The 25577-nt window shown below is 60.4% G+C and carries 20 protein-coding genes; 15 read left to right on the top strand and 5 right to left on the bottom strand.

From position 1 onward, the window contains the following. The first annotated feature begins 9 nt into the window (after positions 1 to 9). From lgt to ACO59D_RS08025, 6 genes are all read left to right on the top strand, one after another. Positions 10 to 852, top strand: a complete 843-nt coding sequence (lgt, locus tag ACO59D_RS08050) for a prolipoprotein diacylglyceryl transferase (protein WP_485126539.1) — start codon at positions 10 to 12, stop codon at positions 850 to 852. 920 nt (positions 853 to 1772) lie between these two features. Continuing rightward, positions 1773 to 2255, top strand: a complete 483-nt coding sequence (locus ACO59D_RS08045) for a hypothetical protein (RefSeq protein ID WP_485126538.1) — start codon at positions 1773 to 1775, stop codon at positions 2253 to 2255. A 390-nt stretch (positions 2256 to 2645) separates the two neighbouring features. Continuing rightward, positions 2646 to 8105: a DUF4430 domain-containing protein gene (locus ACO59D_RS08040; RefSeq protein ID WP_485126537.1), complete on the top strand. Its 5460-nt coding sequence runs from the start codon at positions 2646 to 2648 to the stop codon at positions 8103 to 8105. Further along, positions 8106 to 9269: a DUF4430 domain-containing protein gene (locus ACO59D_RS08035; RefSeq protein ID WP_485126536.1), complete on the top strand. Its 1164-nt coding sequence runs from the start codon at positions 8106 to 8108 to the stop codon at positions 9267 to 9269. It begins immediately after the preceding gene. Positions 9270 to 9306: 37 nt separating this feature from the next. After that, positions 9307 to 10173 carry an energy-coupling factor transporter transmembrane component T family protein gene (locus ACO59D_RS08030; RefSeq protein WP_485126535.1) on the top strand — a complete coding sequence of 289 codons (867 nt, stop codon included), beginning with the start codon at positions 9307 to 9309 and terminating at the stop codon, positions 10171 to 10173. Beyond that, entirely contained in the window at positions 10170 to 11597 is a 1428-nt protein-coding gene (locus ACO59D_RS08025) for an ABC transporter ATP-binding protein (protein WP_485126534.1), read from the top strand. The genes ACO59D_RS08030 and ACO59D_RS08025 overlap by 4 nt, the downstream gene beginning before the upstream one ends. Before the next feature lie 26 nt (positions 11598 to 11623). On the opposite strand, the gene ACO59D_RS08020 is transcribed toward ACO59D_RS08025, so the two are convergent. Continuing rightward, positions 11624 to 12064 (bottom strand): hypothetical protein, encoded by a 441-nt coding sequence (locus ACO59D_RS08020; RefSeq protein ID WP_485126533.1) that lies wholly within the window; start codon positions 12062 to 12064, stop codon positions 11624 to 11626. 162 nt (positions 12065 to 12226) lie between these two features. Between ACO59D_RS08020 and ACO59D_RS08015 the strand changes: the two genes are divergently transcribed. The 6 genes from ACO59D_RS08015 (at position 12227) to ACO59D_RS07990 (ending at position 18371) form a co-directional block, all read left to right on the top strand. Beyond that, complete coding sequence (locus ACO59D_RS08015) at positions 12227 to 12931, top strand: DUF6580 family putative transport protein (protein WP_485126532.1); 705 nt, start codon at positions 12227 to 12229, stop codon at positions 12929 to 12931. 388 nt (positions 12932 to 13319) lie between these two features. Continuing rightward, positions 13320 to 14123, top strand: coding sequence for a YebC/PmpR family DNA-binding transcriptional regulator (locus tag ACO59D_RS08010; RefSeq protein WP_485126531.1), 804 nt, complete (start codon positions 13320 to 13322; stop codon positions 14121 to 14123). Positions 14124 to 14340: 217 nt separating this feature from the next. Beyond that, entirely contained in the window at positions 14341 to 15243 is a 903-nt protein-coding gene (gene rfbA / locus ACO59D_RS08005; RefSeq protein ID WP_130813161.1) for a glucose-1-phosphate thymidylyltransferase RfbA, read from the top strand. Positions 15244 to 15261: 18 nt separating this feature from the next. After that, a complete protein-coding gene (locus tag ACO59D_RS08000; RefSeq protein ID WP_485126530.1) occupies positions 15262 to 16737 on the top strand; it encodes a sugar nucleotide-binding protein in 1476 nt (491 codons plus the stop codon). Positions 16738 to 16767: 30 nt separating this feature from the next. Then, positions 16768 to 17790, top strand: coding sequence for a dTDP-glucose 4,6-dehydratase (gene rfbB, locus ACO59D_RS07995; protein WP_130813092.1), 1023 nt, complete (start codon positions 16768 to 16770; stop codon positions 17788 to 17790). Continuing rightward, positions 17736 to 18371, top strand: coding sequence for a flavin reductase family protein (locus ACO59D_RS07990; RefSeq protein WP_371683407.1), 636 nt, complete (start codon positions 17736 to 17738; stop codon positions 18369 to 18371). Before rfbB ends, ACO59D_RS07990 begins: the two co-directional genes overlap by 55 nt. A gap of 169 nt (positions 18372 to 18540) precedes the next feature. Here ACO59D_RS07990 and ACO59D_RS07985 read toward each other — a convergent pair whose 3' ends face one another. Next, on the bottom strand, positions 18541 to 18759 hold the full coding sequence (locus tag ACO59D_RS07985) for a type II toxin-antitoxin system antitoxin (protein WP_130813093.1): 219 nt from the start codon (positions 18757 to 18759) through the stop codon (positions 18541 to 18543). A gap of 18 nt (positions 18760 to 18777) precedes the next feature. Next, positions 18778 to 19779, bottom strand: coding sequence for an SPFH domain-containing protein (locus ACO59D_RS07980; protein WP_485126529.1), 1002 nt, complete (start codon positions 19777 to 19779; stop codon positions 18778 to 18780). Positions 19780 to 20677: 898 nt separating this feature from the next. Between ACO59D_RS07980 and ACO59D_RS07975 the strand changes: the two genes are divergently transcribed. Further along, positions 20678 to 21463, top strand: coding sequence for an SAM-dependent methyltransferase (locus tag ACO59D_RS07975; RefSeq protein WP_485126528.1), 786 nt, complete (start codon positions 20678 to 20680; stop codon positions 21461 to 21463). Positions 21464 to 21533: 70 nt separating this feature from the next. Beyond that, the gene (locus ACO59D_RS07970) at positions 21534 to 22775 is read left to right on the top strand and encodes a glycosyltransferase (protein ID WP_165443714.1); all 1242 of its coding nucleotides are present in this window, start codon (positions 21534 to 21536) and stop codon (positions 22773 to 22775) included. A gap of 66 nt (positions 22776 to 22841) precedes the next feature. On the opposite strand, the gene ACO59D_RS07965 is transcribed toward ACO59D_RS07970, so the two are convergent. Together ACO59D_RS07965 and ACO59D_RS07960 are read right to left on the bottom strand one after the other, a co-directional pair. Beyond that, complete coding sequence (locus ACO59D_RS07965; RefSeq protein WP_130813097.1) at positions 22842 to 23402, bottom strand: TetR/AcrR family transcriptional regulator; 561 nt, start codon at positions 23400 to 23402, stop codon at positions 22842 to 22844. 36 nt (positions 23403 to 23438) lie between these two features. Then, entirely contained in the window at positions 23439 to 23834 is a 396-nt protein-coding gene (locus ACO59D_RS07960; protein WP_130813098.1) for a TIGR04076 family protein, read from the bottom strand. Positions 23835 to 24803: 969 nt separating this feature from the next. Here ACO59D_RS07960 and ACO59D_RS07955 point away from each other — a divergent pair. Beyond that, positions 24804 to 25091 carry a hypothetical protein gene (locus ACO59D_RS07955; RefSeq protein ID WP_130813099.1) on the top strand — a complete coding sequence of 96 codons (288 nt, stop codon included), beginning with the start codon at positions 24804 to 24806 and terminating at the stop codon, positions 25089 to 25091. Positions 25092 to 25577 lie beyond the last annotated feature (486 nt).

The raw sequence follows: 25577 nt of genomic DNA, 5'->3' as shown, positions 1-25577 counted from the left end.
GTGCCGTCCGTGTGGCTGAACGATCTCTATCATTCGCTTGATCCCGTTGCATTCACGCTCGGACCCTTCCAGGTGCGCTGGTATGGCATCGCGTACCTGGCGGGGTTCGTGTGCGCGGGGCTGGTGATTGCGCGCGTGGCCAAACGCTGGAAGCTTGACCTTGCTACCGATGACGTGCTCTCGATCATGATCGATGTTGCCGTGGGTGTCATCGTGGGTGCGCGTATCTTCTACGTGCTGTTTTACGGTGCGGGATACTACCTCGAGCATCCGCTTGAGATCTTTGCCCTCAACCAGGGGGGCATGAGCTTTCACGGCGGGCTTGTGGGCGCACTTGTTGGTGGCACCATTGCGTGCAAGCGCTGGAAGCTCTCGGTGCTCACGGTGGCCGATCTTGCCGCGATTGGCGCTCCCATCGGGCTCTTCTTTGGCCGCTGCGCCAACTTTGTGAACGGCGAGCTGTGGGGTAAGGAGACCTCGCTGCCGTGGGGCGTCATGTTTTCTTCGGGCGGCAACGTGTACCGGCATCCCTCTCAGCTCTACGAGGCGCTGCTCGAGGGTGTGGTGCTGTTCTGCGTGCTGTTCGCGCTGTCGCGGCGACGGCCGCCCCGGGCGCAGGGGACGTTCATTGGGACGTTTCTCACGCTCTACGGTGTGTTTAGGTTTCTCATCGAGTTTGTGCGGCTGCCTGATGTGCAGCTGGGATACCTTCTCGGCACCAACTGGCTCACGATGGGGCAGGTGTTGAGCCTGCCACTCATTGTGGCGGGCATCGTGGTGCTTGTGTTTGCGCGGCGGTACGACCGTTCCCAGGTGGGTCGCCTTGAGCCCGCGACAGATGACGCGGCATAGGGGCGTCTCGCTTTTCTCGCGCGATTGTGCTCTCGCGCGCGATTGTGTTGCAGTCCGTCACACATTCGGTCCCGAATGTGTGACGCGCGCTGGTCGTCACATAAACGTCGACGATTGTGTTGCGTTTCGTCACACATTCGCGAGCATCAACGCCATAGCCGGGCGTCATCCTAGGCGGAGTTTTCGACATGACAGCGGAGGTCCTTGGATGACGGCCCTTTTTGCGCACTCCGCTCATCCACAGGTTTTCCATTTTCTGCACCAGCCCTGAGCAGGCATTTTGTGGACAGCGCCCCTTTGTGCCTTGGTGACGATAACCGTATTTCATTGTTTTGCGCCCCCGTATTTCAGCGCAAACGAGACCTGCTGTCAGATGCGTGACAGCAGCGTGCGAGGTTGCTGTCGAACTTTCTTGGAAACTCGAAGTGACATTCGGCTCGCGTCCATAAGCTTGGAGCATGGCAATCTACCTTGGACATACATCAGCCCTAGAGTACTGGCGTCGCTACGACTGGCCGCCAGGCGATGCGTCTCGGCTCGTTTGCCTAGATCATCTTGGGTCAAGTTTCTCCAGGGAGCGGGAGACGAGGGCTCTCCTTCCTCCACTCTCAGGGCTTACCTTTCCCTTGCAGGTACTCGTGAATGGCTCTTCTCGTCGCACTGGCACCGCGACTGCCTGTCCTCGCTACTGGAAGTGGGGAGGGAAGTTCCTGGCTTCCGAGAATAGCGTCCTCGTCTCTTCCCCGGAGGATACATTTCTGCAGCTTGCTCACAACTTTGATGGGCTTGAGCTACTGCTTCTAGGATTCGAGCTGTGTGGCTCATACCGCTTTCCAGTTGGAGGCGGACGCGTTGCCTACGGGCGCCCGGCATGCATGACGCCAGAGGCACTGCGTCTATCGTTGGCGGGACGAGATGGAATGCGTGGCGTCAAGAAGGTTCGTTGGGCCTTGCGATACCTGCTGCCGGGTTCTGGCTCGCCGATGGAGACGGTATTGGTGCTTGTGCTCATGCTACACGCCGAGGTAGGCGGCTATGGATTCCCACCGCCTTGCCTTAACAAGCGCTGCTACATTGACGAGTTTGGAATGAAGTACTACATCCCTGATCTTTGGTGGCAAACGTGGAAGGTCATTCTTGAGTACTTTGGCGGTCCTGACCACAGCATGCCGCATGACATGGTATCGGACAACCTCCGCCGGAATGACCTTCTCGACCATGGGGAGCAGGTGCTTGTCGCGGTGCATGAGCACCTTATCAGCGACTCGAGGATGGATCATCTCGCCATGCAGCTTTCACGACAGCTTGGAACAGGGGAGATTGACATGTCACGAGAGGCAAGGGCGCGCCGCCACGAGCTGAGGGAGAGACTCTTGCACTGGGAGGGCGGGCTCTCGCAGTAAAGGCAGAGCGTTCCGGTCTGGACTCTGGCGCTCGGCATGCTGCTTGGGCATGCGATTGTGTTGCAGGTCGTAACAGTTTCGTTGACGAATGTGTTGCGACCTGGGTGTGTCACACATTCGTGCACGAAAGCGTTGCGGGCGGTCATGCTGCGAGAACGGTGTCCTCTTCTCGTCTATACTTCTAGCCAACATTCAGACCGAGGGCACGGTTTGGGCGGCTGTGAGGCCTGCAAATGGATCCCGGTTCTACTCCGGGTCAGCAACCGGAACTGTGCTCAGTCGTGCGTACGCCACGCAATCGCTGGTGCCGCGCCTTGAGGCTACCGTCAACACTCGACGGCCCTGCCTGCCCTCGCTGCTCCAACAGGAGCAAGGAACAGGGGGCGGGGTATGAATCCCACAGAGTCCACGACTATGGCCAATCGTCGCCTGCGCGATAGGGTCTTGGCGGGCGTCCTGTCGCTGTTGATGGCGGCATCGATGGTGCCCACCAGCGCATTGGCAGAGGCGGTCTCGGAGGTGACGCCTGCTGAGACGAGCGCGTCGACTCCAACAGAAGGCGCCGAGACTACCGCATCGGCGCCGGCGGAGACCGCCGAGACGACCGAGGCTGCCCCGGTCGAGGAGAGTGCCTCGACTGCGGTCACCGCTGCGGCCCCGGCAGCCACTGCTGCCACCGCAGTCACCATCGTTAACGTATCCCTGAGCACGACCGACAAGCTCGTGCCGGGTGACACCGTCATCGCGATGGCCAAGGGCGCAAACGGCGCGGACGTCACCTCTAACGCCGGCGTGAGCTGGTCATGGTACGCGGCTAATTCGGAATACGCCACTGGCGAGAAGATCGAAGGCGCCACGGGCTCCTCGCTCACCATCACCTCCGACCTCCTGGGGAAGTACATCTACGCAAGCGCGGATGGTGGCTTTGGGGCGACCAAGAGCCCTGCAGCCGGACCTATCGCCGAGGCGGGGGCCGTCACGCTGTACAAGGTGACGGCCGATGCGTCCGGTTCCGCGAAGGTTGGCCAGACCCTTACCGCCACTGCCTACACCGGCTCCTATGCCAAGGCATCCTCTACGGATATCGTGCACTACCAATGGCAGTGGGCGTCGGCCAAGACCACCTCGGACTCCGCGTTCACGGACATCCCCGACGCCACCTCCGCCACGTTCACCATACCCCAGACGCTCACCGACGGCACGTCTCTTCTCGGCAAGTACCTGCGCGTCAAGGCGACGAGCAACAACCTTGTGGTCTCTACAAGCGTTCCGTCTAACTACGGAGCCTCTTCGCAAGACCCCGTGGGACCCGTGGCGCTTGCCGGTGGCTACGACGTCTCGAGCGTGAAGCTCTCCTCCACGGCCACAAACGCTCAGGTAGGCGCGACGCTTACGGCGAAGCCCCAGTACGAGAAGGCAAGCAGCTGGGGTTCGTACGAGACAGACCTTCCCTCGGACGCCAGGCTTACGTGCACCTGGTACGTTGCGGATGATGCAGCGGGCACCAACGCCCGAGAGCTCACGGCTGCAGACGGCGCCAACGGGACCTCGCTCGAGCTCTCCTCGCCGCTCGAGGGCAAGTACGTGTGGGTCACCTGCAGCTCCCTCATGGCATCGGCCTCAGGCGAGAAGACCCTGGTCAAGGCTACGGGAGCCTACGACCTGCACCACGTCGTGCTCTCGCCCTCCTCGGGCACGCTGGTTGCTGGCGACACCGCAAAGGCCACGGTCTATGCATCGCAGCTTTCGGGCAGCAACGCGGATGTGACCGGCAAGGACGGCGTCAACCTGCAGTGGTATGTCGCGGCACGTGCCGACGCGCCGTCGGCAGAGTGGCAGCCGCTTGTCGGCTGCACGTCTGCCAGCCTGCAGGTTCCGGCGGCCGCGGCAGGCAAGTACCTTAAGGTCACAGCGACGAGCGGTACCACTTCCGTCTCTGGGGGCTTCGCCCAGCAGGTCGTGAGCGGAGACTCGCTCGCGGGGGCCACCACGCGCCTCCAAAACGAGAACTGGCGCCCCTCTCTCACGTACGGCACGGATACCAACATCAACGACGTGCTTCTCGCCAAGCTGGCGAAGGACGGCGTTGACACCACAGGTCTCACTGTGCGCGTGAGCAGCGTGTCCTTCTCGGGCGCTAACGCTAGTGCAAAGGTGGGAATCTCCTCTGCAGACGCCGACAACGGCACCATAACGTACTTCTCGTGTGACACCGACAAGGTCTCAAGTTGGAGCATCTCGTCGCTCCAGACGGTGAAGTCGATCGAGTTCACGCTCACCCGCGGCGACGAGACCGTGACGTATAGTCCCAGCCGCACCTTCCAGGTGCCCTGGGACGAGGATGCCGCACGCTCCATCCTGCAGAAGAAGGTCGATGCCATCGCGCTTGGCTTTGCGGACGGCGACTCCGCGGCCTCGGTGACGCAGCCTGTCACGCTGCCTGCAAGCCTCAACGGCGCCCGGGCTTCGTGGGCCTCAAATGACAGCTCTGTGTCCGTAACCGGTGAGAGCTGGGACAGTTCGCTCACCGCCACGGTCACGCGCGGCTCTGCAGACAAGTCTGTGACCCTTGCGGCCACCGTCTCCTTCACCGGTTATGGCATGCCAGACGTCACGGTTACCAAAGACTTCCCGATTACCGTCAAGGCGGACCCCGAGGCGGTGGCCGCTGCCAAGGCAGGCCTCGGGGCCAGGCTCGAGGCGGGCTTCACCTACGACAAGGTGACGGCCTTCTCTACTGGTGATGCGGTTGACCACGCGGCCGTCTCCACGGACCTGCAGCTTCCCACGACGCGCACGCTGGGCGTTGATGGCAAGCACAACTCGGTTTCCTACAGCAGCGGCGATGCCCTGGTCATCCCCAACGGATATCGCGCGACGGTGGTTCGCCCGCTTGGTGCGTCACGTACCGTGACCCTGACCTGTACGATTACCGACAAGTCCAACCCCGAGATCACGGCGAGCAAGTCCCTGGAGTTCACGCTTCTGCCCATAAGCGAGCAGGACATTGACACGGCGGTCTCGCTCATGGAGAAGGCCAAGGCAGGATATGCCGAAGCGCTTCTCGACGGGCAGGACCCAAGCGACATTGCGGCAGGCCTTCACGCCTTCCTCGGCGCCTATGAGAACGAGTCTGGTGACCTTGCGTGGGCGCGCGACCGTGCAACGCAGTCGGCGCACCCCGGCATCGTGGCAGTTGAGCTGCCCGGCTATGACGCGATGGCCGGTATGGCCTGGCGTACGTTCAGATCGAGCCGTCCGGACATCATCTCGAACGAGGTTCTCGCCTACACCAAGCCCACGGACACCACGCGGGTGACCATCACCTCGCGCCTTTCCGACGAGCGCTACCAGGCCTACTATGCCTACTACAAGGATGACCCTACGGTAAGCGACCAGCTCAAGGCCAAGCTGGCAAGCCTCGTGGACCAGGACGTCTCGGCCACGTTCACGATCAAGGGCACCTCTGGCGAGGACGCACCCGAGAGCATCACGGCAAGCTGCTCGGTCATCGGTCCCAGCGCTTCCGGTGAGAACACCTCGTGGGCACCTGAGACCTCTCTCGCGGTTGAGCCTGGCACCACTGCGGCGGAGCTCACGAAGAGGGTCCTCGACGCCAACGGCATCACCTACGACAGCGACCTCTACACCTTCACCAAGGATGGCAGCCCGGTCGGCTATAACGCTGCCACCAACACGTGGTGGCAGCTCTTCATCAACGGCAAGTCCGCCAGCGTCATGGCCTCGAACTACATCCTCAAGGAAGGCGACAAGGTCGTCTGGTACTACTCGAAGTGGGGAGACTCCCTTCCTGGCCAGGTCACCGGGTCGGTTAAGGTCATCGGGAAGGACGCCTCTGGCAACGATCAGGTCTGGGCCACCACAACCTCGCTGACGCTCGTCGATGGCTCGACGGCCGCCGACCTCTCCGAGGCAGTGTTTGCCGAGAAGAGCCTCGCCCACAAGTCATCGGTAACTGCGGGCTACTACCTGAGCAGCATCACCTCGCCGCATGACGGACGCACGCTTGGCTGGGACAGCTCAACGAAGAGGTACTGGCAGCTGTTTGTAAACGGCAGGCTCTCCGACAAGGGCGCCGGCTCGGTTGCCATCGCCGATGGCGACGAGGTCGTGTGGTACTACGCGGCCGACGGAGACTCGCTGCCCGCGAGCGACGCCGTGGTTCTTGACCCCACAGCCGCGCGTCCCACAGACCTGCTTGCAGATTGGGCAGGCTACAAGGGCAATGACGGCACGGGTGTGGTGCGCGGGCTGGCTACTCCCATACCGGGTTCTGGCACGTATGCCAAGCTCGACTGGGCGCAGTCGCGTTCTGTGACGTCCATGTTCGTCAACGCGAGCGACGCAATCATTGTGAACGGGGACGTCTACGACGCTGCGCAGAAGCAGCTCTACCGGCGCGATGCCTCGACGGGCGTGGTGCTTGCAGAGGCTCGCCTCGCAGAGACTGTTGACTCTACAGCGCGTCTGCAATACACCGACGGACTCATCCTGGTGCCGCTCCACAACGGTCGCATCCAGGCCCTTACCGCCGACAAGCTCACAACGGTCTGGATCTCTGAGGCGCTCCCGGCCTCGACGAGCTCGAGCGGCGCAAGCGTTGAGCAGCAGACGCTCTCCTCGATTACCGTGCATGACGGGCATGCGTACTTCTCGACCGTTGCCCCTGAGGGCGCAGACTCGTGCGGCGGCTACGTTGCCTGCGTGAGCCTAAAGGACGGTAGCCTTGTATGGAAGCGCGAGAACAGCGAGAGCGTTGGCTACTACTGGACGGGCGTGACGGCCACTAGTGCGGGAATGCTCACGGCCGACGATGCCGGCAACGTGTACCTTCTCGACGCCATGACGGGCAATGTGGTCTCTTCTCTCTCACTTGGCACGCGCTGCCGTGCGCAGATCGTGATGAGCGGGAATACGGCATACGCGGTCACGACTGATGGCGCACTGCATGAAATCTTCCTGGGCGCCGACGGCTCGCTGACGGCTGGGCGCAGCCTGACGTTTGGCTCTTTCTCTACGTCGACACCTACCATCTGCGATGGCAAGATGTACGTAGGCGGCTCCTCTGCGGGAGACCTTACCCGCGGCGCGCTCTTCGTGATCGACCTTGCCTCCTGGAGGGTGGAGCACGAGGTCCTGGTTCCCACTACCGAGGTGAAGGGCCAGGTGGGAACCGGTGACGTCAAGAGCGCCCCTCTGGTGAACGTTGCCGCGGATGGCAATACGTACGTGTACTTCACCTGCAACGGTGCGCCTGGTGGCGCATACGCCTACCGACTGGGCGACGCCAAGGCAACCACGCTCTTCAGGCCTGCCCAGGAGCTATGGCAGTACTGCATGAGCTCCATCGCATGTGACGCCAAGGGCAACCTATACTTCTACAACGACTCCGGATACCTCTTCAAGCTTGATGCCGGCCTTACGGTGCCGGTGCCTCCGGAGCCCTCTGGAGACGAGACTGACGAGCAGCAAGATGCCCAGCCTCCTGCCAGCGGCGTGCCCAATGGCGGCAAGAATCCGGTCGGCAAGGACACCCCCCAAACGCCTGCATCCGCCAAGGACACTTCCGCAAGCGGCACCGCTCAGGCATCCGAGGAGTCGCTTCTCGGTGGCTTCTCGTCTACGAGCGTGACGTCGACCTCGACCGCCACCACGGGCGTAGGCGACACCTCTACCGGCTTGCCTGGGCAGGATCTCTCGGCGGAGTCCCTCTTCAACCTTCCCATCTGGCCCATCGTGGGAACCTGCGTCGGCCTTGCCGCGCTCTTCCTGCTTGCCGTCACGCGTCGTCGAGAGGGCGACGAGGATGCCAATGGGAGGCGCAGCTAGATGACAGAACGTGACAAGGAGGAAGTGCGGATGGGTGCCGGCAGGAAGGCCGTCCGCGCTGTCGTCGCAGCGCTGGCCGTTGTGCTCGTGGTCTTCTGCGTGTGGGCGATGTCCGTCTACGTGCAAGGTGGTGACCCCCTTGCATGGGCCAACGCGTCTGGTGCGCTTCGGACCACGGCAGACGAGACCGTGCAGGAGGCATCGGACAGCGAGCAGCCTGCCGCGGGTGATGCCACGGCCACCACGGTGACGGCAGATGACGTCATACAGGCTCTGACCTCGCTTTCGTTTGATGGCAAGGACGTTTCTCTCGGCAAGGACGATGCCAAGGTGGTCCTCTCCTCCGAGGGCATCTGGGTTGAGGAGGCAAGCTCCGCCGACGCCCAGGACATGGTGGAGAAGACCTCCCAACGCGCGGCGGCGCTGTCCTTGTGGGCAGCAAGCAGGGGTGCCAGCCTGCGAGTCACCTGGATCTGCGAGGACGGGGCCAGCGCCGTTCGCATGGCCCTCGCTATGGCGGCGGGCACCGCACCAACCTCGGGAGGCACTGCGCAGATTCTCTCGGCTGCCGAGGGGTATCGCATCTCGGGTGACGCGTACGCCAAGCTCGAAGACGCTACCATACCGCAGTCCGCCGGCACAGCCCCGCTGCTGCCGGATGGCACCGAAATTTTCGTTGAGGGCGGCATAACGTCTGGGGGCGAGGAGCTCTCGTCTCAGGACGTCTCCAGCCGTCAGGAAACGGTCAACTCGGGTACCGCAGCCACATCCGGTGACACCTCGTCCGGCAGAGGCTCTGCGGGGTCCGGTACCAGCCCTACGGGTTCGCCTTCTGACTCCTCGGCCAGCCAGGACGCAAAGATCCACGTGAGTGTGACCATCAACGCGTCTGCCGACGGCGGCTCGACCCAGTCCTACTCCGTCTCGCTTGCCCCGGGGTCCTCTGCCTATGACGCGCTTCTCGCCACAGGTGCCAGCGTGAATGCACGCAACACGGTCTACGGCACATACGTTGCCGCCATCGATGGCTATGCCGAGAAGGACCAAGGCGGTGCGAGCGGCTGGAAGTACGCAGTTAACGGCAGCTACCCCGGCTACTCGGCAGCCAACTGCACGCTTTCGGATGGCGATACGGTGACGTGGGTCTACGTCACGTCGACATAGTGCCAGGAAGGTACGTCATACTCTTCCCATGCTTACCATGCGAGACACACATACCGCGTTCGACACCTGTCACCCTGTCGTGCCCGCGACGTACTTCGCCGCGACCATCCTCATCGCAATCTTCGCGATGCAGCCCGTCTGTGTGGGCATCTCGCTTGTCGGAGCGCTTGCGTTCTCGTTTGCCGCCCGGGGCTGGCGCCGCACGCTTGGCGGGCTTTGCTGGCAGTTGCCCATGGTGGCGCTCGTTGCCGTGGCCAATCCGCTCTTCTCGGCATCGGGGTCCACGCTTGTTGCCTACCTTGGGCCCATGGCCATCTACCGGGAGAGCATTGCCTACGGCGCATGCGCTGGCATCCTTCTCGTCGCGGTTGTCCTATGGTTCGAGGACGCTGCCTGCGTGCTCACGCAGGACCGTCTGCTCCAGCTGGGTGCCCGAGCGCTCCCAACGGTGACCCTGGTGACCTCGATGGCCGCCCAGATGGTGCCGCAGCTCTTGCGCAGGTCAGAGACCGTGCGTGCTGCGACGCTCGCCACCACGGCGGCAGCACCCGCGGGCTCGCGCGAGCGTGGCGTGCGCATTGCCGACCAACTCATGAGCTGGTCGATGGAGGACTCGATCGAGCGCTCCGATGCCATGCGGGCGCGTGGGTGGGGTGCCAGGGAGCATCGCAGCTGTTACCTGCCGGATGCCTTCCGCACCTCTGACGCGCTCTCGCTCTGTGGCATTGCAGCGCTGGCAGCCGCGAGCGCATTTCTCGTCTACGTGGCCTGCTCCCAGTGGCATTTCTATCCCACCATGCCTCGGCTTGTCGCCTGGTGGGGCTATGCCCCCTATGTCGTGCTGGGACTCCTCCCTACGGCGCTCGACCTGGGACAACGCGCAAGGTGGGAGAGGCTTGCATGAACGCGCTCGAGTTTGGGGACGTGAGCTTCACCTACCCTGCCACCGATACGGAGCCGCATCCGGCACCCGTGCTCGAGCATGTCTCGCTTGCCGTTCCCGAAGGTGCGTTTGCACTGCTCACAGGGGGCACCGGCTCCGGCAAGTCAACGCTTTTGCGCCTGGCCAAGCCAGAGGTTGCTCCCACGGGAACGCTTGTCGGCAACGTGCTCGAATTTGGGAAGGATGTTCGATCGCTCTTGCCGATTGAATCGGCGCAGGCCGTGGGCCTCGTCTTCCAGAGTCCCGACAGCCAGATTGTGTGCGACACCGTGTGGCACGAGATGGCCTTCGGCCTGGAGAACCTGGGGACGCCTGTGCCCGAGATGCGCCGCCGCGTGGCCGAGACCTGCATGTTCTTTGGCATGGAGCCGTGGTTTCGTCGGCAGACGACGAGTCTTTCCGGCGGGCAGCGCCAGATGCTCGCGCTTGCGGCCACGCTTGCCATGCGCCCGCGCCTGTTGCTTCTGGACGAGCCCACCTCCATGCTCGACCCGGTTGCCGAGAAGGACTTTCTCGCCATGCTCTTTAGGGCAAACCGCGAGCTTGGGGTGACCGTCGTGGTGGCAACCCATGCTCCTGCGCCCATGCGCGATGTGGCTACGTGCGCCTTTCGCATGGAGGAGGGTCGTGTGCGTGAGCTTTCCCTGGACGAGGCCGTAGCCGCTTGTGCGTTTAGGCCGGAGAGCATCCGGCAGGCAACGCCTGTTGCCGCGCGGGCGACATCACGTCCCGCACTTTCCCTTTGCGACGCGTGGTTTCGCTACGAGCGCAAGGCCGACTGGGTTCTGCGCGGCCTTGACCTCGGGGCACCCGAAGGCCAGGTCACGGCCATCGTGGGTGGCAATGGCTCCGGAAAGACGACGCTCTTGCAGCTTGCGTGCGCCTCGCTGACGCCGCAGCGCGGTCGCATTTCGCGCCCGCATGCCACCTCGCAGGCGTACTTGCCACAGAGTCCGCGCGCAATCCTCTCGGCGCAGACCGTTCGCGATGAGCTCATGCTCTGGTCAAAGGGCGTTGGCTATGGGGAGGCCGACGTCACGGCCATGATGGGGCGGCTCGGGCTTGCAGGCGTGGCGGCGAGAAACCCGCTCGACCTTTCCGGTGGCCAGCAGCAGCTTGTTGCCTTCGGCAAGATGCTGCTGGCCCAGCCGGACCTGCTCATCTTGGACGAGCCTACCAAGGGCCTTGACGCTGCGGCACGAACCAAGCTCGCGCTTCTCATCCAAGACTTGCACAAAGAGGGGAAAAGTGTCCTCCTTGCCACGCATGACCTTGCGTTTGTCGCGGCCGCGGCAGATTCGGTGTCGCTGCTCTTTGATGGGGCCGTCACCTGCACAGAAAGACCCGACGAGTTTCTCACCGGGTCCTGGCTGTACCACGCGTAAGGCGCGGGCTGCGCCACCGCTGGGCGCTAGAACGTGAGGAACGGCTCCTCCATGCCCTCCTCCTCGAGGTCGTCCTCGGCAAGACCATCCAAGTCCTCCATGTCCTCGAGTTCGATCTCGTCACCGTCGTCCTCGCCCCAGCCATATGCGCTGGCAAAAAGCTCGTCCACACTCGTGTCGGGAAGCGCGCTGGTCACGGAGCACAGGCCGTCGATGGCGGGTACGATCTTCTGCCACTGGGTGATCACGGGGTCCTGCGGTATGCCCTCAAGCTCGACGAGCGAGTCGAGGTAGATCTCGCTTGCGCCCTCTAGCAGGTCCGACTCGGCGCGCACGCTCGCGAACTTGGACGCGAACTTCTCGAGCGCCTCATCTGCCGAATCTGCCTCTACCACGCACGGCATGAGGCAGTAGTTGTTTGCCTGGTCCTTGTCATCGTTGTAGCTGAAGTTTCCAACGTAGAGCATGGGGCCTCCTCCGGTCGATAGGTGCTGCACAAGCCCATCTTAGGCAATTCGACGCAGCTTGGGTGTGGTTTCCCGCAAGCGGGCGGTATGCTGTGACATAAAGTCTTGTGTGAAGGCCGCAGGCAACCGGGAAGGTGTGCTGGAATTGAGGGGGAGTGACCTTTGAAGGCGAGCAACACAACAGTTCGTCAGCGCGTCTTTGCCGCCCTCGAGGTTCCCTCGATTGTTGCCGTCTCCGTTGTGCTTGCGCTCTGTGCCGTGACGGGAGTACAGGCAGCTGCCGGTCTCACCCTGCTCGTGGTAGTGCTCTGCGTGGCCCTCTTCCTCGCAAGCTACGAGACTTCGAGACCGGCGCTCAGACAAGTCATGCCTGCTTCCACGCTGGCGGCGCTCGCTGCGGCGGGGCGCATCCTCTTTGCTCCCATCCCCGATGTGAAGCCCGTCTCGGCTGTCGCGATCGTTGCCGGAGCAACGCTGGGCAGGCGCGAGGGCTTCATGGTGGGTGCCTTGGCAGCGCTCGTCTCGAACTTCTTCTTTGGCCAGGGCGTGTGGACGCCCTGGCAGATGTATGCGTGGGGCCTTGTGGGGTATCTCGCAGGCGTGCTGGGGGAGCATGGGCTTCTCGAGCGACGCGGCGTGCTGTACGCGTACGGGTTCCTCTCGGCGCTCATGTACGGGCTCATTCTCAACGGCTGGTACGTGATTGGCTACGTTGAGCCCATCACCTGGCCGACCGTGATTGCGGCGTATGCAGCAGGCCTGCCGTGGGATTGTCTGCATGGGGCTGCGACGGTGGGCTTTCTCGCGGTAATATGGATTCCTTGGGGCGCGCGAATCCGACATGCCGTTGCGAAGTATGGGTTGTAGGGCTTGCCGCTGCCGATTGTGTTGCGGGCTGTCACACATTCGTCTCCGAATGTGTGACGAGCGCAGGTCGCAACACATTCGTCGACGATTGTGTTGCGGGTTGTCACACGTTCGTCTCGTAATGCGGCCTTTGCCGTTGAGAAGCCCTTGTCTGCCTCAATTGTGAAGAAACCCGGACTTCCCCGCAGCGCCTCCAAACCCCGTGTGCCCTCTCGCTTGCACCCAGAGCGTCAGAGAGTAAAATTTCATGGGTTACATGGGTATCGACCGCGTCCGCAGCCCGCCATCCCATCCCAGGAGATGGTTTGGCCGCGCACCGTCGCACCCGTATCCGTATCAGGTTAGACGCGCGGACGCGGGCCCGCGCCCGTTGTGGATAGGAGACTCAATGTCCGGACACTCTAAGTGGGCTACCACCAAGCACAAGAAGGCGGCAATCGACGCCAAGCGCTCGTCGCTCTTCTCCAAGCTCTCGCGCAACATCACCGTTGCAGCTAAGGTTGGCGGGGACCCCAACCCGGACAACAATGCGTCGCTCGCCGCGGCTGTTGCGCGCGCTCGCATGGTCTCCATGCCTAACGCCAAGATCAAGGCGGCAATCGACAAGGCATTTGGTGCCGGTGCCGACGCAGCCATCTATGAGGAGATCACCTACGAAGGCTACGGCCCTGCGGGTGTTGCCCTCTACGTTGACTGCCTGACCGACAACAAGAACCGCACTGCGGCGGACGTTCGCTCTGCCTTCACGCACGCTGGCGGCAACCTTGGTACCTCCGGCTCCGTTGCGTTCCAGTTCGAGCGCAAGGGCTCGCTGGCCGTCGACAAGGTGATTCGCTCCGACGAGAAGAAGGTGCCCGACCGCGAGAATGCCGTGGACGAGGACGAGTTCATGCTCGCCGTTGCCGAGGCTGGCGGCGAGGACTACGAGGATGCCGGCGAGGAGTGGATCGTCTACACTGCATACGACAAGATGCAGGATGTCCAGAAGGCGCTCGAGGCCCAGGGCATCGAGGTCAAGGGCTCCGAGCTCACGATGGTTCCCACCACCCCTACGGACGTCTCGGTCAATGACGCCAAGAAGGTTCAGCGTCTTATCGATCGCCTTGAGGAGCACGAGGACGTCCAGAACGTCTACAGCACCATGAACGTCACCGACGAAATCGCCGAGGCTCTTGCGGCGGACGAGGACTAACGCGCCTATAGAGCACCGTTTGGCGCTGGAGGCCCCAAGGTCCAGGCGCCGTTTTTTATCTAGGAGCGCATAGGGCAGCCCCACGCCGCCGACCGCCTCTGCAAGTCCGGAGGGGTCCTGCCGTAAGTGTCCCCATGTGCCCAATGCGGGGCCGGGTCGTTTATGATTGCTATCATCAGTACGTGGACGTGTGGCCTTATAAGGTGTGGAGGCAGCAATAAAAGGGATCATTCTTGCGGGAGGCAGCGGCACGCGCCTTTATCCGCTTACCACGGTGACGAGCAAGCAGCTCCTTCCCGTGTACGACAAGCCGATGATCTACTATCCGCTCTCGACGCTCATGCTTGCGGGCATTAGGGACATTCTCATCATCAGCACCCCCAAGGACCTGCCAAATTTCGAGCACCTCTTGGGCGATGGGTCTGATTTTGGCGTTTCCCTCTCCTACGCCGAGCAACCCGAGCCCAATGGTCTTGCCCAGGCGTTCGTGATCGGCGCGGGCTTTGTGGAGGGGGAGGCTTGTGCCCTCGTGCTGGGGGACAACATCTTCTACGGCAACGGGTTCTCGCGGCATCTGCGCCGTGCGGTTGCATCTGCCGAGAAGGGCCGGGCGACGGTCTTTGGGTATCGCGTTGATGACCCCGAGCGCTTTGGCGTCGTCGAGTTCGATGAGGACTACAACGCCATCTCCATCGAGGAGAAGCCCGCCCATCCCAAGAGCAATTACGCGGTTACGGGCCTCTACTTCTATGATGCGCGTGTCACGGGGCTTGCGGCCAAGGTGCGCCCCTCTGCACGTGGTGAGTACGAGATAACCGACCTCAACCGCATGTATCTGGAGGACGCCTCGCTCGACGTTATCACCTTGGGCCGCGGGTACGCTTGGCTCGACACGGGAACGATGGAGTCGCTCTACGAGGCCTCGCAGTTCGTACGTACGGTCGAAAAGGCCCAAGACCTGCCCGTTTCTGTCCCCGAGGAGATTGCCTTCGAGAATGGCTGGATTTCTCGGGACCATCTGCTCGGGTGCGCGGATCGCTATGGCAAGAGCGACTACGGAAAGCATCTACGTATTGTGGCGGAGGGCAAGATCGTTCCTGGCCGTCCATATGACAATTAGACGGAGGCTGTGGGACAAGTGGAATTTGAGAAAGAGCTGTCCGTCACCGAGACTGGCATCGTGGGACTCAAGGTGGTCGAGCTTGCCGTTCACGGTGACAACCGCGGCTGGTTCAAGGAGAACTTCCAACGTGCGAAGATGCGTGCGCTGGGCATCCCCGACATCCGCTACGTTCAGAACAATGTGAGCTTCAACTCAAAGCGAGGTGTCACGCGCGGCATCCATGCAGAGCCGTGGGACAAGTTCATCTCCGTTGCAACGGGGTCCGCATTCGGTGCGTGGGTGGACCTGCGAGAGGGGAGCGAGACCTACGGCCAGGTCTTTACGGCCACGCTCGACCCCTCCAGGGCCATCTTTGTTCCTCGCGGCGTGGGCAATTCCTACCAGGCACTGGAAGACGGCACAACCTACACGTACCTCGTCGACAAGCACTGGTCTGCCGAACTCAAGAAGACCTATACCTTCGTTAACCTCGCAGACCCCACGCTCGACATCAAGTGGCCCATTCCGCTCTCCGAGGCCGAGCTTTCGGAGGCCGACAAGCACCACCCCATGCTTGCAGACATTGTTCCCATGGAGGCGCCCCGCACGCTGGTGACCGGCTGCAACGGGCAGCTTGGCCGCGCGGTGCATGCGTTTGCGGAACAGATAGGCGTTATCGACACCTTCGACTTCTGCGACATCGACACCTTCGACCTGTCCAACCCCAAGGACTATGCCAAGTATGACTGGGGCCTGTACGGTACGGTCATCAACTGCGGCGCCTTTACTGCAGTGGACAAGGCCGAGACGCCGGAGGGCAGGAGGGCCTGTTGGGCCGCCAACGCCACGGGTCCCGCGCTCATGGCGCGCACATGCGCGGAGCACGGCATCGTGATGGTGCACGTGAGCTCGGACTACGTTTTTGACGGTACGCAAGCGCCGCACACGGAGGAGGAGGGTCTCGCGCCGCTCTCCGTCTACGGCCAGTCCAAGGCGGCAGGTGATCTTGCTGTCGAGGCGTGGCCGCTCCACTACATCGTCCGCTCCTCCTGGGTGATCGGCGATGGTCACAACTTTGTCAAGACCATGGCCAAGCTCTCGGACCGCGTGGCAGACCCCCATGACTCACTGGATGCAGTGACCGTTGTGGATGACCAGTCTGGACGTCCCACGTTCACAGACCAGATGGCAAAGGGCATATTCCACCTCCTTGGGTACCGTGGCGGTTTGGTGTGCGTTGACCCTGCCCCATATGGCATATACGACCTCACTGGTTCTGGTGCCACCAAGAGCTGGTATCAGATTGCAGCCAAGGTCTTTGAGCTCCGCAACCATAACGCCGGCGCCGTCACGCCTGTCTCTACGGAGAGGTACTACGCCAACGCCAGCGGGCCCATTGCGTCACGCCCGCACCTCTCGACCCTGTCGCTCGACAAGCTTGCCTCGACGGGCTTTGTCCCGAGGGAGTGGGAGGATCAGCTTGCGGAGTACGTCGAAACCCTGCCCAACTAGGAAGCAAGGCAACTGACAAGGAGCCCTCTGATGTCTGAGGAATTGTTCGAGCCGCACAACATTATCGTCACTGGTGGCTGCGGGTTCATTGGGTCCAACTTTGTGCGTTGGGTCGCCGAGAACCATCCCGAGTGCCACGTTACGGTGCTTGACAAGCTTACGTATGCGGGCAACCCCGATAACATCGCGGGCCTGCCGGAGTCGCAGGTGGAGCTTGTGGTGGGTGACGTCTGCGACGCCGCGCTCCTCGACCGTCTCGTCCCTGGCCACGATGCCATCGTGCACTATGCTGCCGAGTCCCATAACGACAACTCCATTCTCGATCCCGAGCCCTTCGTGCAGACCAACGTCGTGGGCACCTATAGGCTCCTTCAGGCGGCCCGTAAGCACGACGTTCGCTACCACCACATCTCTACCGACGAGGTGTACGGTGACCTTGCTCTGGACGAGCCGCGTCGCTTCCGCCCGGACGACCCCTACAAGCCCTCGAGCCCGTACAGCTCCACCAAGGCGTCGAGCGACCTTCTCGTGCGTGCCTGGCACCGCACGTATGGCGTGCGTGCCACGATCTCCAACTGCTCCAACAACTACGGTCCCTACCAGCACGTGGAGAAGTTCATCCCAAGGCAGATCACCAGCATCCTTTGCGGCATACGCCCGAAGCTCTACGGCGACGGCAGGAATGTCCGCGACTGGATTCACACCGAGGACCACTCGCGTGCGGTGTGGGACATCCTTACCAAGGGCCACATGGGCGAGACGTACCTTATCGGTGCCGATGGCGAGAAGGACAACATCCACGTGCTGCAGGCAATCCTTGAGCGCATGGGTCAGCCTGCCGATGCGTTTGATTGGGTCCGCGACCGTCCCGGCCACGACCGTCGCTATGCGATTGACCCAACCAAGCTGGAGACCGAGCTTGGTTGGAAGCCCATCCACACCGACTTCTCCGAGGGGCTTGACCAGACCGTCGAGTGGTACCGTAGCCACGAGGACTGGTGGCGCCCGGCCAAGGAGGCAACCGAGAAGAAGTACGCAGCCCAAGGGCAGTAGGGGCGGCTGGCTCCGACGGACATCGCCGCAGCCGCGAGAGCTTACCCAATGCGGCGGCGTACGACCAGGGCGGGACCGCTCAGGTGATGAACGCGGCTTGGGGCATGATCTCCAGCGGAGACAAGATTGCGCTCTTCATCAACGAGAGGCATGCCACCACAAAAGCCATCCACCAGACGGGTGCGTTCACTGTGAGCATCGCCGACCGCGACCACATGGACGTTGCCGACTATTACGGCATTGCCACCGGAAACACGCTTCCCGATAAGTTCGCGCAGTCAGGCTACCATGCGGAGAAAAGTGCGCATGTGAATGCCCCTATCATCACAGAGTTCCCGGTCACGATGGAGTGCGAGCTGGCGGAAGTCGTTCAAACCGAGAACATCCACGCCATTGTCGGCACCATCGTGAACGTGAGCGCAGACGAGAAGGTCATTGGCGAGAATGGCAAGGTTGATCCCGAAAAGCTAAACGCACTGGCCTTTGATAACTTCCAGTCGGGCTACTACCTCGTGAACCAGAAGGTTGGCCAGGCATGGAGCGCCGGCAAGGAGCTGGCCCAGAAGGCACAGCGGCAGTAGATGCTGCCAGAGCAGAACTCCCGTGAATGGCCATGGGGGACAGGCGCTACTCCGTAGAGTTCGTCAGCGATGCACCTGTGGATTTGCGTGCCGTTCGGGGCTACCCTAGCAACGATGCCATTCGGGAATCGAGCTATTACGAATTGGTCCCATGCCTTTTTCGAACGGCCTATCGTCTCATGCCGATGTCTGATGACGACATGTTGGATTGCGCGTCATTAGGGGAGGCCCCGTCAGTTTGCGGGAGCCTCCCTTCTCGCTTGAGGGCCTCTCGCAAGATCCACTCCACCTGCGAGTTGGCACTGCGCATGTCATCTGTGGCCCATTGCTCGATTGCTGCCCAGACCTGCGAATCTATGCGCAGGGGATATTGCTTTCGCCGTGTCATGCGGTCGACCAACCAGCACTAGTACAGGGAACTGGTGTTGAGGACCGGCTGTGCCTCGGACTCACCACAGAGCACCACCATGAGGTTCGATGCCATGGTGGCCTTGCGGTCATCGTCAAACTCGACGATGCCACCGTCGGAAAGCTCGGACAGCGCCATGTCCACCATGGAGACGGCACCCTCGACGATCTTCTTGCGTGCAACGATGATGGCCTCGGCCTGCTGACGGCGCAGCATGGCAGGCGCAATCTCGGGTGCATAGGCCAGGTGGGTCAGGCGGGCGTCATCCACCTCGACTCCGGCGGGAGCCAAGCGACGCCCCAGCTCCTCGCGCAGGCTGGCTGAAACCTCCTCGATGTTGGAGCGCAGCGTGATGCTGGTGTTGGATGCATCGTCATCCTCCATGTGGTCGTAGGCGTAGATGCTGGCTGCGTGGCGCAGGGCAGTCTCGGTCTGCATGGAGACATATGAGACGTAATCGTCTACGTCAAAGAGGGCCTTGGCCGTGTCGGTCACATGCCATACAACAACGGTCGCAATCTCGATGGGGTTGCCCTGCTTGTCGTTCACCTTGATACGCTCGCCATCGTGGGTGCGCGCACGTAGGGACACCTTCGTGGAGATAATGTTGGCTGCTCCCGGCCTGTGCTTGGCGTTCTCGTCTGAGGGCTCCTCTTCCGTACCAGCTGAGCCTAGGGTGCGGCTGTAGAAGGGGTTTGCCCAGTAGAAGCCAGAGTCACGGATGGTTCCAACGTAGTTGCCAAAGAGCAGACAGACCTTCGCCTCTCCCGGTTGTATGGCAATGAAGCCAGAGCTCACGAGCACAGAAAGAAACAGGAGCACAAAGCTCGCCGCGAACAGGGGGTCAGTGAATGCCGGTGCCTCCAGCTTGGTGTTGTCCGCTGCGACGAGAAGGGATATGGACCATATCATGCAGAAGCAGGTCACTATGTACATGAGTACGTTTATGGCGAGTATAGCCCAGCCAGACTTTACCTGAATGATCTTCTCGGTAGACATAAGTGCCCCTCTCTTTTAGCCTTGGTGCTGTGGCGTCATTGCGACCGACTCTTGCGGAAGTGCTTACGTGATTCTTCTTTGGCATCAAAGTGATATCAAATACATATGAATATAGACATTATTTGCGAATGTGTTGGTGTAAACGTGGCGTAATGGTTCACAAAATCGTCATGGGGCGTTTGGAGTTCCTATAGACGTAGCCGTTGGGAAGCTTAGCCTGGGACTATGCGAAGGAGCTTCTTGGCTTTTTATGGGAGCCGTTGTATCACAGTTGCAGGCTTAACCGCCGGCCACGTCACCACAGTGGGATGCCAGAGGTTCCTCGGTAGACTGTTGCCGGGCAGCCCTAAGTACGGTGGATGCCGCGTGACTGGGAGGAAGGCGTCCCTCCGATGGCTGGCTGTGCATGAAACCGCTCTATCGAACGGTTTTTCTCGGACTGCTGCATGAAATCGCGGTATCGCGGGGACTTTTTGGCTGTAAATATCAAAGGTGCAACCATAATTGCATAGAATTTAATTTTTACACATGTTTATGCAATATTCTGCATCTAATTGTTCAATGATTGATTAAAATTTGGTAACGGCACCGACGATATCGCGATTTTATGCAGCGTACGCCCGAAAACCGTACGATATCGTCATTTCATGCATCCGAGCGCTGCCGATGCGCACTATCGCTCTGCGGGGCGGCTACGTGTTCCGGCCCGAGGAGCTGCGGCAGCTCGTTGGCTAGCCAGCGTAATGCGAGGCGGCATGGATTTCCGCCCTGGCAGAGCGCTCATACCGAACTAACCCAAATGGGCGCGCCCTCTTCATTCCGCGTAGCGAGCCCTCCCCACGTGATACCGTGAAGTTAGTAAAAGTAAACTTTCTGTACAGCAGAGGGAGACTTCACAATGTTGGAGGCCGGACATACTTTTCTGGCAAGACTTGGCAAGACCAGACTGCGTCCCGGAGGGATTGACGCCACGGATTGGCTGGTTGACAAGGCCCATATTGAGCCCGATACCAAGGTCCTTGAGGTCGCATGCAACATGGGGACGACGATGATTGCGCTGGCCAAGAGGTATGGGTGCAGCGCGACGGGGCTTGATCTGGATGAGAGGGCTCTCGATAAGGCCCGCGCCAACATCCAGAAGAACCATCTGGGGGACAAGCTGCATGTTGTGCTGGGCAGTGCGTTTGACCTACCGTTTGAGGACCAGAGCTTTGACATCGTGATCAACGAAGCCATGCTCACTATGCTTTCGAATAGGGACAAGAACAGGGCACTCGTGGAATACTCTCGCGTTCTCAAGCCATCTGGGCTGCTGCTCACGCAGGACGTATGCTACAGGACTGATGACGTAGAGACCCAACAGGAGCTGCGCACGGGACTTAGCCGCGCCATCAACGTGAGTGTCGAGCCGCTTGACTGTGAGGGTTGGAAGAGCAGAATCGAGGAGCATGGTTTTGTCACAGAGCAAAAGTCTGGGGACATGACCCTCTTGGACCCGCAGGGAATGGTACGCGACGAGGGGGTGGATGGTGCCCTCAAAGTCATGCTGAATGCGATGAAGCAGGAGAACTTCGAGATGTTCGCCCGCATGTTCCACTTCTTCAATGACCACAAGAGCGACCTTGGATATGTGGCCAACTTCAGCCGTAGGGCAGCGGATGCAGCAGGGTGGCTGGCAGGTTAGGCATTCGGCGGCGTGGTCTCGTCCATATTGGGCTACCTTGGCGGCTTCACTACAGAGGGGGTTTGGAGCCATGGTAATCACGGCAGTAGCAGTTGGAACCAGGGGAGATGTGGGTCCGCTGGCAGAGCTGGGCGAAGAGATGGCCCGGCGTGGGCACGACTTCCGCATATTGACGCATGAGGCATTTCGGCCGCTGGTCGAGGAGAGGGGAGTCACCTTTTTCCGGTTGGATACGGATGCAGGCCATGCGATGCAGTATCTCGTGACGGACTACAAGACAAACATGGACTTCATGCGGGGAATGCTCAAGCTGAAAAGGGAGAACCCCTGCTTTATGGACCAGACGCTTGAAGCCATATGTGGTTCGGATTTGGTGATGTACGGCACGTGCGCGGCGTTTGCCAGGCACGCAGCGGAGTATTTGGGCATACCCTGCGCAAGACTCTTTTTCAGTCCCATGGATCCGACCAGACAGTATTCCCTCTACAGTGAGGACTACGACTCGGAAGAAGTCCTTAAGAGCTACGACGGGCTGCCCACCGGCTTGAACCTGATGACCATGATCGCCTTAAACAAGTGGCGCAAGTCAGTTGGGCTTCCCAAGTGGAAAATGGGCAGCACGTATACCGAGATGAATGGTCGCAAGGTGCTGACGTTTTACCCCACGAGTCCGGCATTGATGCCTCCGGATCCAGCGTGGGGCAATCACATCCATGTGACGGGGTACTGGTATCATCCGGAGGAATCAAAGCGGGAGTACAACGCGCCTGATGACTTGAAGGCATTTCTGGAAGCTGGCGAACGACCGATTTTCGTGGCCTTTGGGAAGGCCGAGTCACCGAATCTTGCGCGTCTCCAGCAACTTACGCTGGAAGCTCTCAAGAAAACTGGCATTAGGGTTGTTATCCAGGCAGACCAGATTCCTGTGGAAGAAAAGAGAAATACCGATAGGCTCTATTTTATCGACGCGGTCCCCTATGCCTGGATATTTGAGAAGGTAAGAGCCGTCGTCCACCACGGCGGAAACACGACGAATGGGCTGGGCCTTAGAGCCGGGCTTCCCACCCTCGTGATACCGCTGGCCTTGGATCAGTATTTCTATGGGAGAGTGGATCACCGGCTTGGGTGCGGCCCCGCACCGCTCTACATAAGAAAGAGGCTATGCACCGAAGATGAGCTGCAAGAGGCGCTGCAGGATCTGACAAGCGGAAGATACGATGGGGCAGCACAGGAAGTTGCCGATAGGATAAGGCTTGAGGATGGGGTTAACGAGGCCGCAGATGCAATCGAAGCATACTGTGCCGGAGGATAGTTTGGGCCTATCTTGTTACATGCCCGTTCCGACGCTGCCGTTACGAAAACGAACGTGCGCATGCTCTCAATGGTGAATCGGCTCGTCCATCCAGTAGTACTTCGCGAGGCACACGGGGATGATCAGCTCGAACCTCGTGACTATTTCCTCGTTGGTAGCTTGCATGCCACCAAGAATCCAGTCGCGCATCATCCACGTGCCGTCAACGTCTTTCGCTTGGATTGCGAATGCGATGCGCGGGTCGCGGATGCTTGCACCGTTGCGTGCGAGCAGGCCTTTGTCGGAGTGCATTGTGGACTTGATCTCATAGTCAAGCGTGCAGCCCGTTTCCCGCGATGAGTACGGGTGCTGCATGAAGTCGAGGTTCTCCCGGAAGGCCCGAAACTGCCTTCGGTACATCTGCTTCCAGTCCGGCCGGAAGCACGCCCTGTCCACGACGACGATGCCCTCCTGGGTCGGCTCGGCATAGAGTTTGTTGGCAAGCTCGTACTTGTCGGTGTAATAGCGGTAGAACGTCTGCTTGCTGACCTCAGCGGTGTCGACGATTCTCTTCGTGCTCAGCTTCTCAATCGGATAGGCTCGAATGAGGTCGACCGCAGCTTGCCGGATTAGCCTTTTCGCGTTCATGCGCCCCACCTACACGGATTCTTTGATTGTGGCGCCCTACTCCTCGACGTTCAAGCGCTCGACCCTGAAGATCACCGGCCGTGTGCCATCGGAGCAGCAGGTGATCATCTCGTTTTCGTTCTTCATCCAACCGTTCATGATAGAGCCACCCTGCAGGCCCGTATAGATATAGCGTGCGATGGCGTCCCAGGCCTCCGAGCAGAACGGCTTGCTTGGCCCGCCGGCTGTCTCGCTGGGGTCAGCATCGGTGTGGACAAGCGTGTTTTGGCCCATGTGCCAGAAGTCATCCCGGTCTCCTTCACGGTAGAAGACAAACTCGTCTCCAGGATGGTACACAGGGCAGACGCCCGACGTTGGATCTTTGCAGTATTGCTCCTGCAGCTCCGGGTACAGTTTCGTTTCCAGAACGGTGACCTTTACGCGATGCTTCATGCTTGGTGCTCCTTCTCGTTTGGCATGTTACGTCTGATGCGCACCACCATTCTGGCAGACCAGTCGGAGGATTCCGATTCACTCATCGCGCGACCGGTATGATATGTGACTCACGGCGTAATTGGTCACGTTATCTCAGCCCCAATGGAATTACACACGGCTGGGGCCCGGACGGGTGAAACCGCAGGTCTTCATGAAGCTTGGACTCGGCCGTGTGTAATTCGGCGCGGTGCGCTCACGTTGTGTGCGTTGAGGGGATGCCAGCGGACTGGCCCGGAGCCGTAGGGCTAGCCACAAGATTCCGAATTGACGGTTGGTGGCAGTTTTGGGAAAATTCCTTATGTGTTATCTCGGAAGCAGCAATCCTCCAACCTGCGGTTTACCAAACATTGAACCAGTTTGTACTCAGGAGAACCACGAAAAACTGCCACCAACCGTAAAAACGCGCCAACCCACTCGGAATCCCGCCCATTGCTATCCGTCTCACGGCGCCACGCTGGCACGAATTGACGGTTGGTGGCAGTTTTTCGAGCATGCCCCGAGTATCAAGAGGTTTCATCTCTGATGAGCCGCAGGTTAGGGATTTGCGACTCCAGCAGCACCACATCAAGAATTTGCCAAAAACTGCCACCAACCGTCAATTCGTGCATGGTGCCTCCGGCAAAAGTCTCTGGACAGCCGCATTGGCCTGGAAATATGGATCTCGGGGGTATTTTGTCACTGGGCACTGCGCTGAAAGTGCCTCACACATTACGGCTCGAGTACCATCTGATTCAGATGTATTTCAGCGACTAACCGAGGTGAAAACTACGTTGCGGCCGGTGCGGGTGCGGAACTTGCTGCCGGTACATCGGTCGCGTTCATGGCACCAACTGCTGCCCTGTGGGTCGCAACGACATGCGGTGCGGCTTCAGCCGGCACCGCCATCCCCACACCCTCCGGGTGCAGTAGCTGCCAATGTAGTATGAGATGCCTGATGGTGAGAAGAAGGACGCCAACCATCCTGGCGAGACCATGGTGGTGCCTGCCATCGTCTGCGACTTTGTGGCGATTGCCTCCAAGCAGGTTATCGCGATTTTCGCCTGTACTGGCCTTCTCGTGCTGATGACGGCTCTCTATATAACCGGCCGCTTCAACTCATACGAGACCGAGAAGCGACGGATTCGGAAGCTTCTGAAGAAGTTTGATCAGAAGCCCGAGTTTGATGAGTGGGCTGTCTCAGAGAGTTCCGGTGGGCACCCTGGCGACATGTTGTAGTAGGTGGCGGCTTTATAGATCTCCCTTGTCTGAGTAATCTGTAAAGAGGCCTTGAATAGTGCCCATTCTGAGCAGCCGCAAGCCTGAGCACCTGCGCTAGAACCTTGCTGCGGCAGACATCAGGCTCTCTGCCGATGAGGTTGCCGAGACCGACAGGCTCTCGAGCGAGCTTGACCTCATGGTCTTCGGCGACCACAGGAAGAAGGAAGGCGAGTAGCGGAGGTATGTGGTCGTCTTCCAGGTGGGTTGTCTTGCTGGATGAGCAATCGTATCGTCCTTTTGACTCAGATTGGGTATGCCTTGGAGAAGAGCATCGGTCTCGGTAGTACTGCCTTTGACATGGCTGTGCTCTATCTGCACTTGGTTGCAACGCTTCTCTTCAGAGTAAGCATAAAGTGATTCGTGTAGAATATCTTTAGTATTTGTAGAAGCGAACGGAGACCAGCTATATGAAGTCAAGACCTAGAGACTGATTTGTTCGACCGA

The sequence above is a fragment of the Tractidigestivibacter sp. genome, from assembly GCF_057241865.1.
The sequence above is the reverse complement of the archived record's forward strand: the minus strand, read 5'-3'. Positions and strand labels throughout refer to the sequence as shown.